At 54.5% G+C, this 14,908-nt stretch carries 12 protein-coding genes; 8 read left to right on the plus strand and 4 right to left on the minus strand.

The annotated features are described in order from the left end of the window. The first annotated feature begins 45 nt into the window (after positions 1 to 45). The 3 genes from ACR0IM_RS08610 to ACR0IM_RS08620 all read left to right on the plus strand — a co-directional run bounded on the left by ACR0IM_RS08610 (position 46) and on the right by ACR0IM_RS08620 (position 2,610). Positions 46 to 936 carry a LysR family transcriptional regulator gene (locus ACR0IM_RS08610; protein ID WP_480641697.1) on the plus strand — a complete coding sequence of 297 codons (891 nt, stop codon included), beginning with the start codon at positions 46 to 48 and terminating at the stop codon, positions 934 to 936. A gap of 367 nt (positions 937 to 1,303) precedes the next feature. Next, positions 1,304 to 1,477, plus strand: a complete 174-nt coding sequence (locus tag ACR0IM_RS08615; RefSeq protein ID WP_480641696.1) for a hypothetical protein — start codon at positions 1,304 to 1,306, stop codon at positions 1,475 to 1,477. Between the two features lie 434 nt (positions 1,478 to 1,911). Then, positions 1,912 to 2,610, plus strand: coding sequence for a hypothetical protein (locus tag ACR0IM_RS08620; RefSeq protein WP_480596890.1), 699 nt, complete (start codon positions 1,912 to 1,914; stop codon positions 2,608 to 2,610). A gap of 173 nt (positions 2,611 to 2,783) precedes the next feature. Here the strand turns inward: ACR0IM_RS08620 and ACR0IM_RS08625 are convergent, their stop codons facing one another. Both ACR0IM_RS08625 and ACR0IM_RS08630 read right to left on the minus strand, forming a co-directional pair. Beyond that, positions 2,784 to 3,122 (minus strand): DDE-type integrase/transposase/recombinase, encoded by a 339-nt coding sequence (locus ACR0IM_RS08625; protein WP_480681523.1) that lies wholly within the window; start codon positions 3,120 to 3,122, stop codon positions 2,784 to 2,786. A 460-nt stretch (positions 3,123 to 3,582) separates the two neighbouring features. Continuing rightward, complete coding sequence (locus tag ACR0IM_RS08630) at positions 3,583 to 4,470, minus strand: LysR substrate-binding domain-containing protein (RefSeq protein ID WP_480641694.1); 888 nt, start codon at positions 4,468 to 4,470, stop codon at positions 3,583 to 3,585. A 101-nt stretch (positions 4,471 to 4,571) separates the two neighbouring features. Here ACR0IM_RS08630 and ACR0IM_RS08635 point away from each other — a divergent pair, with 101 nt between their 5' ends. From ACR0IM_RS08635 to ACR0IM_RS08655, 5 genes are all read left to right on the plus strand, one after another. Beyond that, positions 4,572 to 6,140, plus strand: coding sequence for a trimethylamine methyltransferase family protein (locus ACR0IM_RS08635; protein ID WP_480681524.1), 1,569 nt, complete (start codon positions 4,572 to 4,574; stop codon positions 6,138 to 6,140). Positions 6,141 to 6,152: 12 nt separating this feature from the next. Then, the gene (locus tag ACR0IM_RS08640) at positions 6,153 to 7,244 is read left to right on the plus strand and encodes an aminomethyl transferase family protein (RefSeq protein WP_480681525.1); all 1,092 of its coding nucleotides are present in this window, start codon (positions 6,153 to 6,155) and stop codon (positions 7,242 to 7,244) included. 598 nt (positions 7,245 to 7,842) lie between these two features. After that, complete coding sequence (locus ACR0IM_RS08645) at positions 7,843 to 9,765, plus strand: DUF3604 domain-containing protein (RefSeq protein WP_480681526.1); 1,923 nt, start codon at positions 7,843 to 7,845, stop codon at positions 9,763 to 9,765. A gap of 169 nt (positions 9,766 to 9,934) precedes the next feature. Then, positions 9,935 to 10,756, plus strand: a complete 822-nt coding sequence (locus ACR0IM_RS08650; protein WP_480681527.1) for a peptidyl-prolyl cis-trans isomerase — start codon at positions 9,935 to 9,937, stop codon at positions 10,754 to 10,756. Next, on the plus strand, positions 10,753 to 11,742 hold the full coding sequence (locus ACR0IM_RS08655; protein ID WP_480681528.1) for a HupE/UreJ family protein: 990 nt from the start codon (positions 10,753 to 10,755) through the stop codon (positions 11,740 to 11,742). Before ACR0IM_RS08650 ends, ACR0IM_RS08655 begins: the two co-directional genes overlap by 4 nt. 637 nt (positions 11,743 to 12,379) lie before the next feature. Here ACR0IM_RS08655 and ACR0IM_RS08660 read toward each other — a convergent pair. Together ACR0IM_RS08660 and ACR0IM_RS08665 are read right to left on the minus strand one after the other, a co-directional pair. Further along, entirely contained in the window at positions 12,380 to 13,840 is a 1,461-nt protein-coding gene (locus tag ACR0IM_RS08660) for a hypothetical protein (protein ID WP_480681529.1), read from the minus strand. A 7-nt stretch (positions 13,841 to 13,847) separates the two neighbouring features. Continuing rightward, positions 13,848 to 14,894: a caspase family protein gene (locus tag ACR0IM_RS08665; protein WP_480681530.1), complete on the minus strand. Its 1,047-nt coding sequence runs from the start codon at positions 14,892 to 14,894 to the stop codon at positions 13,848 to 13,850. Positions 14,895 to 14,908 lie beyond the last annotated feature (14 nt).

The following is a 14,908-nucleotide window of genomic DNA, read 5'->3' on the forward strand; positions in this document are numbered from 1 at the left end:
GTCATTCCTCAGCAAGAAGTGAGAAAAACTCATCTATGAGGTCGCATGCTGCCTTCCCTTTCCGCCCTTCGTGCCTTTGATGCCGCCGCCAGGCAGGGCAGCTTTCGCGCCGCTGCCGACCATCTGTCGATTACACCAACAGCGATCAGTCACCATATTCGGGGTCTCGAGGACACACTTGGGATCAAGCTGTTCGTGCGTGCCGGGCGCGAAGTCAGGTTGACCGAAGACGGTAAACGGCTTGCTGAGACAACGGCGCAGGCGTTCGGCATGCTCGAGCACACGGTTCATGGTCTGCGACGGACAACGCGCAAGGTGGTGCGTCTTTCAGCGGGCCCGATTTTCACCGCGCGCTGGCTGATGCCCCGGATCAGCGACCTCTGGGGGCTACATCCAGAAATCGAACTGGAGGTCGTGCCGTCCTATCGACCGCGTGCAGAAAGCAACGCCCACGCTGATATCGTGATTAGTTGGGAGCGCCTGGCAGATATGCCAGGCAGCGCCATAAAGCTTCTCGAACTGCATCCCGTCGCGATTGCCAGCAAGGGGTATATTGACCAACATGGGCCAGTTCGAGCGCCTGGGGATTTGTTGACCTTACCTATTCTGCACCAAAGGAACCACTGGGGATGGCTCGATTGGTTTGCCGCCATGAATGTGCAGCCAGAAGTTCCTTTACGGGGGGCCGTGTTCGAAGACGCAAATGTTCTTTTACGAGGTGCGGCCGAGGGTCAGGGGGCAGTTGTTGGCTGGCTACCTTTGATTGACCAGGACCTTCGGGAAGGGCGGGTTGTTCGTTTGTTCGATGAACAAATTACTCCGACCCACGGATACTTTGTTGAGGGTCGGGATGGTGCTCGAAACCGGACAGAGGCGCAAAACGTGATAGGTTGGCTGATGTCTCAGAACGACGCGCCGGACTTCCCCGGAGCCTGAATGCGATTTTAGCGATGATTCGCCGACCAGACATTGGTTGATATTGCAGAAACCTTAATCATTTCGTTCGTGGTGCGTTTCGCAACGAACGCGATATGTACAAAGCGGACCTTAGGACGCAGAAATCGAACTACAGGTTCGTCCCGCTTCCTACGAGTTCGACAACCGAAACTCGAAGGTCTTCAATCAGCCTCAATCCTGACGAATGCACCCGCAGCAATCAACTGACACGGTAATGGTGGCTCTAGGGCTCATTATCCAATGGGCACAAAATCGCGCTGACTAACCCCCACTGTCGAAGCAACTAGAGGAATCGCGCGTTTTCAGGTATGAGTTTCGGCATTGATTTGTTTTTTGAGGAATTGCCATGACCAATGTCCGCACTCCGACCGAATACCGTGCTGCACTCCGGGAGATTGAGTACCTTTGGGGATCTGAACCGGATACGGATGAGGGCAAACGGTTGAAAGAGTACCTGTCTGCGGTTGATCGATACGAGCAGCTTTCCAACGTGGCACTGGACAAGCAATCCACTGCTTAAATCCGTGGAACCTGTCGCCAATTGTGCCGCTCTCTGTTCGAGGAGAATGGATGTGAACAGAAATTACATCATTATCGCTGCAGTGTTGGTTGTTCTAGTTCTAGGCCTCACAATGATGAGATCAGTTGAAGAGGGCGCGGTAAGTGAAGATGCCGCGCCGCCAGCATCGACAGAATAATTGTGCTTTGGCCACTAAGCTAGAAGGCTACCGCGACAGTTTTTCGCTGCTCCTGCGACTTAATCGGTTCCAAATGTCAATTCTGCGCAGAGAACGGCGAGGAGAGCCTGCTACTACTTGAGTGCCGATCAATAATCCTTCACACAAACTTCTTCAGCTTTGCTGCTGTGTTCTCCAACTCGTAAGCTCCATACCATAGACCCAATCAGCGCATGCGTTTAGCATCGATCATCACATACCACGAAGGGAGATAATCATGTCGAGTTTTACCAACAGAACAGCCTTTCATGGGGTTGCGATGCTTGTGATCTGTTGTTTTGCGGCGAGCGCACAGGCGCAATCGGGAAACGAGGAGATGTCGTTCTTCATCACTAGTGTCGGCAAAGGAGACGGCGCCAATCTGGGCGGGCTCGATGGCGCCGACGCTCATTGCAATATGCTTGCTTCTGAGGCCGGTTCTTCCAAAACTTTTGCCGCCTATCTGAGCACCTCCATGTCTATTGATCGCAGCACCGACCCGATGACTATCACCAATGGTATTTCTGCACGTGACCGGATCGGATCGGGCCCATGGTTCAATGCCAAGGGAGAACTCATCGCTAACAACGTCGAAGATCTGCACGATGACAGCGTAAACATTAGTCTTCAGACCGCACTTGACGAGAATGGCAACCCTGTCAACGGGCGTGGCAGCAAGCCGAACAAACATGACATTCTGACCGGTTCCGATTCCGCGGGATACTTCTCGACAGCAGGCGGCGATACGACATGCAGCAATTGGACTTCAAATAGCGAAAACGGGTCTGCGATTGTCGGGCACCATGACCGTGTAGGTCTAAACGATGCACGCAACATGGTGTCTTGGAACTCATCGCACGGCTCGCGCGGCTGCGGCGAGGAGCATTTGCCGCGTTCGGGCGGGGCGGGCCTTTTTTACTGCTTTGCAACGGACTGATCGGGCAGCCTTGATTTGCGCGTCCCTTATATGGTTCGGCCGCAAATCTCTGAAACGACCAGAGTCAGCGATTTGCTGGGCACATTTTTCCTGCGGTCTCAGCAAATACTCAAAAGCCCGAAACCATGGCGTTTGAGAATTGCTGCTTTCGCATCGTATTGGCGACTTCAATGCTACCCTTCGATCCGGTCGCGGATGCGAAGGGTTTGAACCCATGCATGTGTCGAACACGCCGTTCTCTGCAACTTAGCTTGGCATCCAAACCGCTTCAGTATCCTGTTCACATCTCGAATACCTGCTGCATTGGCTCTACTCTCATCAATCACGACTTTGTCTGGAATACCGTTTGAAGACAGCGCTTTAGCCAGGAACTTAGTTGCTGTAGGGCCGTTCCGTTGTTTAGACAGCATGAAATCGAGGGTGTTCCCTACCTTGTCGACAGCTCGGTAGAGGTACGCCCACTTGCTGCGAACACGAAAATAAGTCTCGTCCATTCCCCAGACGTTCAGCATGGGGCGCTTCTTCGATTGTGTCCTTACCGCGATCGCCGGCGAATGTTTGGTAACCGCACAGGTGCCGCTGCGTACGCTTTTCCAAGGTATGAAAGTACGCACTGGCCGCACCATTACCAATGCGGGTTTTGTTGAAAGGTTCTGAACGTGCCTAACCATCACTGCGGCGTGACTTGCAGCGATGTAAGTCCGGATTAGGGTATCCTCCACCGTGAGATATGAGTCTGGCGGAAGGATGCAGCGCTGCGCATAAGGTCAACACCGAGTCCATTTAGCCAAGCGAACAGTGGCTGCTTTTAGCAGCCGCAGCGAAATCGCGCGAGAAAGGTCGATCCATTTTCTACCTCTCAGCACTTTGCTCGAATGCTGCGCTCGCAGCCCGCTTTCCGGAAATTCGCTGCTAGCCCAAAGTTGAATGCTATTTGATCGAAATGCGGGAAAAAGTTTCCGTTCACCAAAACTAATTGAGAGATCGCTTGGATTGACTTTGCAGCCAATCAGAAAACACTTGGGCAGGCTCTGATGCGACTGCCCGATGCGACCGGAAAATGAAGTAGCCATACTCTGGTAGTTCAACATCTGACAAACGGTACAGCTTCGTGTTCTCCAATTCGTCTTTTACAAGATCATCCATCAAGGCGATTCCCTGACCGTTGATCACGGCTTGCACCCGAACATTCGGGTCGGGGATGATCAACACGTCTCGTCGTGTCTGCGGAGGAAGCGCTGCGGTGCTCAGCCATTCCGACCAAGCGTTGCTGTCATCGCGATCCCGAAGCAGCGTGAAGTCTGAAATCGCCTCATTCATCCCGGACGACTCCACATGACGTGCAGCGTCCGCGTTGCCGACGGGAAAGGAACGAATGGGCATGAAAGGTGTCACGACACCGTCGTCCCAATCCCCGTTGCCCCACCTGATCGCTAAATCAATGTCCCGCATTTCATGGCTGGAAAACTGGATCATCGGCTGGATACGCAGTTGCACGCCTTGGTGCCGCTGCATGAAGGTCATCAACCGCGGTGATAGCCAACGGGCGGCAAAATAGGTCGAAACTCCAACCGTCAAGGTTTGGGATGACATCTCCTTGAGTGCGTGAAGATCCGCTTCGATCTCCTCATACCGTGCCTGACAGGCCGCCAGTACCTTTGTTCCTTCAACGGTCAATGAAACGCCGCGTGTTGTGCGCTGGAACAAGGATACGCCCAGATCGGTTTCGAGCGTCTTTATCTGATAACTGATCGCGCCTTTAGTCATGTTCAGCGCTTCAGCCGCCATCGAAAAGCTCGGGTGGCGGGCGATCTCTGCGAAAAGCCTAAGCAAGTCATGGTGGTGAAAATGCGCACGCATAATTCAAGCGTATAAAATTATTGAACGCAAAGAAAAGAAAATTTCGATTTTTCGATCTGCGTCCATGTGCTCACTGGGTCATGAGCGAATGACGCGGAGGAATGACGTTGGCCAGATTGAACACGACGCCGAAATCCGCTTTGCGGCAGGCATACCAGGGCAGAGCACGCCGTGGCCGCTTGTCGCGCCACAACGCACTGCGCGAACCCCTCCCCTTCACAGGGCGCAGGATACCGGCTTATGAACTCTTGAATGCGGTCGCGCTTACCCGGATCGAGGTTCAGGCGGACTGGATACTGGACAAAATTGGGGTCGAGTTCCGGGGCGACCAGGAGGCTCTGGATCTGTTCGGACAGGCGGGTGCGCGGGTCGATGGGGAGCGGGTGCGTTTTGAGCCAGGGCACGTGAGGGAACTTTGCGCCACAGCTCCCGAATCCTTCAAACTGCACGGGCGCGACCCGAGGAATACTGTAACGCTAGGCGGCGACAACGTCGTGTTGATGCCCGGGTACGGCTCGCCCTTCGTGAGCGATCTGGAGCAGGGTCGACGTTATGCCACGCTGGACGATTTCCGAAACTTCGTAAAGCTCACCTACAGCGCACAGGCCTTACATCATTCTGGCGGGACAGTTGTCGAGCCGACTGACGTACCCGTGAACAAACGGCATCTGGATATGACGCTGGCGCACCTGACTCTTTCGACCAAACCCTTCATGGGATCGGTCACTGCGCCCGAGCGAGCCAAGGACAGTATCGAGATGGCAGAGCTAGTCTTCGGATGTGACTATATGGATGGCCACGCAGTGATGCAGGCCAATATCAACGTCAACTCGCCGCTGGTCTATGACGACACCATGTCCGGTGCGCTGCGAGTCTATGCCGAGGCGAACCAATGCGTCTGCATATCTCCAGCCATCTTCGCCGGGGCCATGGGTCCGCTTTCACCCGCCGCTGTGGCGGCACAAACTCTGGCAGAGGCGATGGTTGGGATCGCGCTGGTACAACTGGTACGGCCCGGTTGTCCGGTCGTTTTCGGCAGCTTCCATTCCACTATTAATTTGCGCAGCGGTGCGCTGACCTTCGGTTCACCTGAGGCGAACATGACGACGATGGCCCTGACCCAGTTGGGTCGCAGATTGGGCGTGCCCGTGCGTTCGGGAGGTGGTCAAATCACTGCTTCGAACGCGGCTGATGGACAGGCCATGCAGGACAGCGCTGGCGCCATGTGGTCCACGCTTCTGTCTGGTGCTCATCAAGTGTGGCATGCGGCAGGTTGGCTCGAAGGCGGGCTGGTCATGTCCTATGAAAAGTTCGTCATGGATCTCGACCATTGCGGCGCGATGCTGAAACTCTTGCAGGGCTTTGACACCGAAGACGAATCCTTTGGTCGCGATGCCTATCTCGAAACCGGGCCGGGCGAGAACTTTCTGTCGACCAGCCACACGCTGCGCCACTACACGTCAGCTAACTTTGAGCCGCAAATCCCCGACGCCGGACCATACGAGGCTTGGGTCGAGAACGGATCGCTCACAGCCGACCAACGTGCCTCGCTGCGGTGGCGGCAGATGCTGGCCGACTATCAACAACCCGAAATCAATTCCGGTATCCTGACTGCTCTCACAGACTTTGTCTCTGAACGCAAATCGGCCATGCCGGACGAATGGCATTAGAAAGGGACACAGATGACCGAAGAACTCAGCCGCACTTCCGCGCTTGCTTCCCGCCACATCGCTCTGGGCTCAGGGCTCGAGGATTGGAACGGAATGGGTACTGCCTGGACCTATAACACCGACCCGAACGACGAACATGATGCTGTGCGCGAACGGGCGGGTATGTTCGACATGTCTCCGCTGAAAAAGGTGATGGTGCGCGGCGCTGACGCGCAAGCAGTCCTAGACCACCTGACCACGCGCGATCTGTCAAAAGTAACGCCGGGCAAGGCGGCTTATTTATGTGTGCTGACGGATTCCGGAGGGATTGCGGATGATGCGATCGTGTCGAACAACGGCGGCGATGAATGGATGATCGTGCACGGCTCCGGGCGCACTATGGCGCTGCTGCAAGCATCGGCCGAAGGCCGTGATGTTGACGTGCAGTTTACCGACGACCTGCACGACTTGTCAGTTCAGGGACCAGCAGCATTGGATATCCTCAACGCCCAAACGGATATTGACCTTGGAACGCTGGCCTATTTCGAACACGCACCCGCTACGATTTTTGGCCATACCTGCCGCATCTCACGAACTGGATATTCAGGTGAACGCGGTTACGAGATCTTTGCCGAAGGTAGTGTCGTTACCGATATCTGGGACAGGTTGGTGGAAGCAGGCGTGATGCCCTGCTCCTTCACTGCGCTCGACAAGGTGCGGATCGAGGCGGGACTGTTATTCTACGGATACGATATGACCGAGGACAACACCCCATGGGAGGTTGGCCTGGACTTTACCGTCAGCAAGTCCAAGGGGGATTTCCGCGGCAAATCGGCGGTCATGGCCGCGAAAGGGGGCGAAAAGGTCAATAACGTCTGCCTCGACATTGATCACCCGGACATGGTCGAAGGTGGAGAAACACTTTCGATAAATGGTGAAGAAGTCGGCGTGATCAACAGCCCCTGCCATTCGCACCGCATGGGCAAATCTCTGGCTCTGGCCCATGTGCTACCAGGGCTGCCCATCGGTACGTCTTTGTCGGTAACTGGCGACGGCTTGGACACGACAGCGACAATCGTTTCCAGCCCTGTTTACGATCCGGAGAAATCGCGGACCCATAGCTGAAGACGTGTATTTGGATGGCGAATGGGCGATCCTCGTGATCGCCCTTTGCGCCCCGGTGACAATCTTTAATCAAAGGAAATCACTCGAATATCCGCCTTTCGGTCGCTCCGCTGAACCGTAAAAAGTGGGCTCGGAGCAGACCTTCGAAGCTGCGCAGCATCCGATGGCGAAACGCTTTCTACTCGTATGAGGAACAGCTCATTCCGGGCGTTGGCCATGTGTAATTTTGCTGTGGTCGCAGTCCACCTTCCAGCATTCGCTGCAACGGCAAAGGCGAGTTTCAGGTTAATTCACAATGTACCGGAGGAAACTGCAATCGGTGTTTCGAAAGAGATAACCCCACGATCCTCTTGGGAAATTTGGTTTCAAGCATACTAAGTCAAATATTTAGTCAGAAGATTTTATGCTTAGCGCCTATAGAGCAATGATAGGATAAGGCTTTTAGGCCTGAATTGCTTCTTGCGCCACTACAACAGAACCATGCGCCAAGAATTTTCCCAATGAGAAAACGCATCATGATATAGATAAATACGAATATTAGGTTGTTGCGATGCAATTCATCGACAACACTAGGCATAAGTTGATTTGGGAGGTCACAATGCTTCGTATGTTGCTAAGCTTTATCGCACTGGGATTGGCGCCGATGGATGCCTTCGCCGACGCTGTCCCAAGTGAAGAGGCTGCTGAGGGCTTGTTCTCGGACCAACCTTACTCTCCCTATGCCAACCGATCCTTTCCTGAACGCCCGCTTTGGGGGGATACCCACCTTCACACAGGACTTTCACTGGACGCGGGTGCGTTTGGGAACACCCTGCTGCCCGATGACGCCTGGCGTTTCGCTAAGGGCGAGCAGGTCGTTTCTTCGACTGGACAGCCGGTCAGGCTGGCCCGGCCTTTGGATTGGATGGTTCTCACCGACCATACTGACTTGATGGGTTTTGCCCCGGACCTGCAGGCAGGCAAACCCGGTGTTCTTGCCGACCCAAAAGGTTTGGAGTGGTACGAAGGTTACAAAGCGGGCGGAGAAGAGGCAGGTAAGACCGCATTCGACATTATTACCAACTTCTCGCAAATGACTCTGCCGGAAGTTCTTCTTGAATCTTACAGTCCGGGTGCCGATGCCTTTGCCTTTACGTGGGAGAATATTGTTCTAGCGGCAGAACGGCACAACGACCCCGGCAATTTTACCGCTTTCATCGGCTTTGAGTGGACCTCGGTACCGAAAGGTTTCAACTTGCACCGGAACGTAATGCTGCGCGATGGGCCGATCAGGGCGCTTCAAATGGTACCTCCGGTCACGCAACCTCCCTACGGTGATACCGATCCAAAGGCGCTTTATGCCTGGCTTGAAGAGTATCAGGAGAAAACTGGCGGGCGCGCAGTTGCGTTTGCTCATAACGGCAACCTGTCCAACGGTTGGATGTTCCCAACCGAAGACACGTATCACGGCGGTAAGGTAGACGAGGATTACGTCGCGGCCCGTGCGAAATGGGAGCCCCACTATGAGGTCACACAGATCAAGGGCGACGGCGAAGCGCACCCCTACCTTAGCCCCGATGATGAATTCGCGGATTACGAAAACTGGGACGTTGGCAACCTCGATATCACTGAACTCAAAACCGAGGATATGCTGGCTGGCGAATACGCCAGAGAGGCATTGAAGCGCGGCTTGGTGCTGGAAGAAAAATTCGGTGTGAACCCTTACAAGTTCGGCATGGGCGGCGCGACGGACAGCCATACGTCTCTGGCGACGGCCGAAGAAGACAACTTCTTTGGAAAATCCGTAAGTGTTGAACCTTCGGCCACAAGGATCAAGCATCCTTTCATCGCCAATGATCTAGGCGAAATTCCTGGCGACCTTCTTGTCGCGTCTGGTTACACGGCGGTATGGGCGACTGAAAACACACGTGCCGCGATTTTCGATGCGTTCAAGCGGCGCGAAACCTACGCAACCACAGGACCACGGATCGGTCTGCGGTTCTTTGGTGGATGGGATTTCAATGACGCTGATGTTGAAACCCGCTTCCTTGCAAATGTTGGTTACACGAAGGGTGTTCCAATGGGTTCCGACATGCGTCCTCGCGAGGGCGATGGTGCACCCTCGTTCCTGATCGCTGCACTGCGCGACCCGGTTGGTGCCAACCTGGATCGCGTGCAGGTGATAAAGGGATGGCTCGATTCCGAAGGTGCTTTGCAGGAAAAGGTCTATGACGTCGCCTGGTCGGACGACCGTATTGCTGATCAAACCGGCAAGATCCCTGCTGTTGGAAACACCGTGGATCTGGAAACCGCCAGCTGGACCAACACAATCGGAACCGCCGAACTGGTCACCGTTTGGTCTGATCCTGATTTCGATCCAAATGCGCGGGCATTTTATTATGTGCGTGCGCTCGAAATTCCGACCCCACGTTGGGTTCTGTACGACAAACTGAGGTTTGGTGCCGAGCTGCCAGAAGATGCGGTGCTTACGCATCAGGAACGCGCGTATTCCTCTCCGATTTGGTACACCCCGGCAGAGTGACCCTCTCTTCGTAGGGATTTGGAGACCGAGGTGAGGACCTTTGCCTCGGCACTCTCCACAGACGTGCGAAACACCCTGAGTTACAATTCCTTGCAAATTTAAGCTGGCTGATGCCAGCATCAATACTTAAATCCGGATCGCGTTTCACGCAGGAGCCCTCATGCGAATAGTGAAAGAACCTCTGTTCCATTTCTTCTTGATAGGAGCTGCCATATTCACTTGGTTCCACATTATTTCTCCGGATAACGACACCGTCGCAGATCCAGAGACGATAGCGATAAGAGCAAGCGATGCCGCGCTGCTTGCTGCACAATTCGAAGCCAGGTGGAAACGTCAGCCAAGCGATGCCGAGCTGCAGGCTTTGGTCGATGCCTCCATTCGCGAAGAGGTTCTGGTCAGGGAAGCGAGAAAGCTTGGCCTGGATCGCGGAGATAGCGTAATCAGATCGCGGTTGAGCCAAAAAATGGATTTTCTGACTGAATCTATAGCCACGTCAGTTGTTCCGGAAGACGAAGATCTGAAAGCTTTCCTACAACAAAACCCGGACCGCTACGCGACACCCAATAAGGTTGCGTTCACTCAGGTTTTTCTTGGTGAGAAGCCAAGTGCGGCCGAAATTGAACGGGCACTGACCGCCCTGCGCGCGGAACAAGAGATTTCCGGCTTGGAAAGTCCGACACTGCTGCCCGCATCAATGCCCCTGACCGCGACACGGATTGTCGACTCGGTCTTTGGAACTGGGTTCTCCGAGGGTCTCGCCAATCTTGAAGAAGGTCAGTGGATGGGGCCGGTCCAGTCAGGTTACGGGGTCCATCTGGTGCAAGTGCTGGCCGTGGAACCAAGCCGGATACCTCCCTTGCCGGAGGTACACGATGAGGTGCTGCGGGATTGGCGTCACGCAATGAGCGAAGATTTGGCACGGGCGCAATACAAGGCTCTTGCCGATAATTATGAGATCATAGCACCCGATCTTGCAGGTCAAGCCAAATGAAATTCATGCGCTGCTTGTTGTGTGCTCTGCTGTTTGCTTGGTCCGCGGGTAACGCCGCTGCACATGCGCTTGATCCGGGATACCTGGAAATTCGGCAAATCACTTCGGACACCTGGGGCGTTCATTGGCGAAAACCCGATGTGAATGGTCAACCGATGGCTATTGACGCGGTGTTACCGGATGGCTGTACACCCGCGCGCGGCCCTGACCCAATTTCCGATGGCCGAGCGTGGGTTTCTTCCTGGGTTGTCGAGTGCCGCGCGGATATCGCGGGTCAATACATTGCGATTGAAGGTCTGGAGGCCCAAAAGAACGATGTATTGGTCCGTTTGCATTCCCTGAAGGCTGAGCCTGCAACGCTTCGTTTCACCCCAGATGAAGCCATCCAGATTATACCTTCCGAACAGACCACATGGTCTGTTTTCATTGCGTATTTCCAGTTGGGCTTTGAACACATACTGGAAGGTTGGGACCATCTTCTGTTCGTTTTCGCGCTGTTTATTCTGGTCCGCGAGCCCTGGAGGCTTGTGGGAGCCGTAACGGCGTTCACGCTTGCCCATTCGATTACACTGGCACTAGCAACGTTGGGCGTTTTGAATGTTCCCGGTCCGCCGGTCGAGGCTGTCATTGCGCTTTCCATCGTTTTTCTGGCGATGGAGATCGTCAAGGGCAGCGAAGATCGGTTCCGGCTTTCAGAACAGAAACCCTGGATCGTTTGTTTCGGGTTTGGGCTTTTGCATGGTCTTGGTTTTGCAGGTGCTTTGGCTGAGATAGGACTTCCCCCTGACGATATTCCAGCAGCTTTGCTTGCATTCAACCTTGGTGTCGAGGCCGGACAACTGAGTTTTGTCGGAGCATTGGCTGTTCTGGTCATGGTCTGGCGACTTATTGCGCTTCCTGTCAGTCAAATGGCAACACTGGTTACAGCCTATGGCATCGGTTCGGTGTCGATGTACTGGCTCATAGAACGGGTCAGCAGTTTTTAATCGTGGTGACGTTCCTAAGCTCTCTGTCTACGGCTTTGATTTCAAGGTTGGACTTAAGTCGCATCGGACTCATGGTTCTCTCCGGAGTAGAGCGAGCCGCCCCTCAACGGAGTCGGTGACCGGATGCCTTCCAAAAGTCCGCTGCGAAGTCGCCTTGTACGGCGCATCGACTTTGCATCACGATGTCATCCTGCCTCCGTCCCGATAGGACCAGTTTCCACGGTTTGCGGAATTCTGTGTTTCAAATCATGTGGCAAGGCCTCCTTTGTCCAGGCAAACTCAGTTCCATCTCGCCAAAGACGCGTCAGAAAGACCGCGCTTGGAGATGCGACCGGACCGATCGGTCTCGCCCGATTGGTATCGCCTTGGTGTGAATGCAAGGTAATCGCCCGTTTTTTCAAGGGTGGGCCGAATGGGTTCAAAGGGGGATTGAGTGCTGAGAATTGTTTTGCGATCACCGGAACGTGGCGCGCCACTGCAACGCGAGATCGACGGTATTTGGTGGAAAAGAGGGCTCTGACTTGAACAGGTGAGCTTCGGTGCACACGCTATTGGCTAGATTTGGGACGGAACGTGTAAGGGGATGAAGCTACGGCATTAGCTGCCCTCATCAGGACACGAATGGGCGTACTGGTTGCTAAAGGATCATGTTGATCACCGAGCGTGGGGCCTCAAATCGTTTAGTGCATTCTAGAATAAACTGGTCACGAACCGCGGGATCTGCGTTGCGACTCCGCAATCCCTTTGCAGCTTCATCATACCGCTCGCGTTCTGCCGCCGCATCTAAAATGGAGCGGACGAGTTCAATTTCACGGTGCATGATGCGGTCTCCACCATATTGCGGTGTTCGCCAGACAAAAAACGGTTGCGATTGTGACCTAAGTACTGTTCGCCGCCATAGGCTTGGAGGGACCAGGTTGGATTCTTGGGCGGATTCTGCGAGCAGCTTCGACCAGCTGCGCGAAAGCATGGGTGGAAAACGCAAAGGCTTTGTGTCTGCGTTAACCCCACGTAGTGCCACGATATCGGGATACTGATCGCCAAAGATCCTTTCGGTGTTTTCTAACACTTCTTGAAACAGGGCTTCATCGAAATCCACCGGTCGCGCGATGCTCGCTGCACTACGTTTTTCCTTCAAAAGCAACAGCAGATGAGCACCGTAAAGACCCAACATCGGGTTTTCGAATTTTCCGCTTACGAATTTCAGCAGCTCGCTCGTTGCAGTCGATCTTTCGTCAGCCAGTGCAAATCTTGCTGCGTCCGTCAGTCTTGCGCTTTCATCATACATAGACAGGCTTCCACGCGTGATGTGGATAGAAACATCGACCAACCGTTTTTTTGCTCCTTTTTCTATTTCTGTCGTGTCATCCACCGGCGGTTCGTAAAGGGCAAAAACATGTGTTCGCCAACCTGGCAGTATCGTAACTGTTTGCTCCGTCTTTCCGTCGCCATCAGATAAGCCCAGCGTGTAAGTTCCAGGTTCGGCATGCAAGGAGACGCCCGAGAACCTGTCTTGTGAAAGGTCGCCTGAGAACCAGGTCGCCTCCGGAGCGATATGTGGCCCTGCGTCCGTTGGTCTGGTCTGGTTTCCGACTTCGCCGGACTGGTCGAGGGACAGCAAACGCACACCACCGCCAGTTCCAAGAGTTGCCCCTTTTGCCGGGTTTTCAAGGTTCTTGGGTCCAATGTCCCGCCACGGCGTCCACCATCGTGCCATAAAGACGAAAGACCCATCATGTGTCGGTTGAGGACCGCGACCCAGATGCATCGCGCCGGCTGGCGCTGCAGGACCTTCGGTCTGCGCAGGTGGGACTGCCTGTTCTACGGCAGCCATATGCGATTCATGGGTGCGGTTTGTGCTGGCGAGCGGCGCGGCGGATCCGAACTCGATCTTCGGAACGCGGATTTCGGTGTTGTCACGCAACACGACTACACGTTGCCACTCGCGCCGACCTGACACGGCTCGGACTTTGTAGATGCCGGGTGTGAGGTCCTGCTCCAGATACCTGGCACCGCGTGCACATAACGCGAAATCTGCTGCAACCACAAAAATCTCGGTAGTTTCGTCTTCAGCACGTACCGTCAGTTTTGGCATCATCAACCACCTATTGCCTGAGGTCTATCTGGGTTTCTGCACCAGTGTATTCGAACGCACCTTCCCAGCCGCCATTTTCAGAAAGCACATAATATCCAGGTGTGAGCTTTAGTGCGACGCGCCCTGACACAGCATTCACCTGACCAAGATCGTTGAAGACTGCGTTTTCCAGCGAAAGCGTGGCATTCGACACCTGGGCTGGAACGAAGACACTTACATTTCCCTGAAATACAGGTGGGTTTTCAACAAGAGTGACAGTGTCGAACGGACCGAAGTCGGGTTCGGTGGAAACCAGCGGGTGCTGGCGTTGAGCGTCTGTCATAAGTTTCTGCATGGTGGCGATCAGATAGTCTCGCAGACTTTCGCTTGTGATGACACGATTGCCGTGGCCATCGACAACGGCGGCTGCACCGGCAAGCGCTAACTTCAGGGCATATGAAAAAGCGCCATGTGCCTGCCCGTTTGCCATTGTGCGTTCGACAGCGCGCCCCGCGAACCGCGCCGCATAGGCCCCGATTGCCTTCGTGTTCTGACCATTCGGGCGAATCTCGCGTCTCCAATGAACAGGTGCCGGAGAGGCAAGCCTGCCCTGATCCATACATGCGTCGCAAAACAGAATGCATTCCTTGAAATGCGCTGCATCCATGAACCAATTGAAGTAATCGGTGACAAAGAGGTTTGTCAGATTGTCTGGGGCCGCGTCTGCAAGATAAAGCCCGCCTTCGGTCCGTCTCCTGCCATAGCCGTGACCGCTGACGTAAATATAGAGCCGCCGTTTTTTGGGTGGCTTTTTCGCGAGATCTATCAAAGCGTCAAGCTCGTCAGTCAAGTGCGCTTCGACCGGACCAATTGGGCCGCCATCTGGAAACTCGTCTGATGTCACGGAAAAAATATTTTCGTCGGGCACGTCACCCCCACCCGGAGCCTTCAGCCATTTTATGAACTCTTCCGCGTCATTGACCGGGCCATGAAGGTCCTGGGAACCAGATGAGGCATTACCGCCAAAGCTTGGATATCGCCTTATCGCGACGACCAATGCCATGTCATTTTGCGCCATCGTTCCTCAGGTCC

It is taken from the genome of Ruegeria sp. BF6 (genome assembly GCF_056538665.1).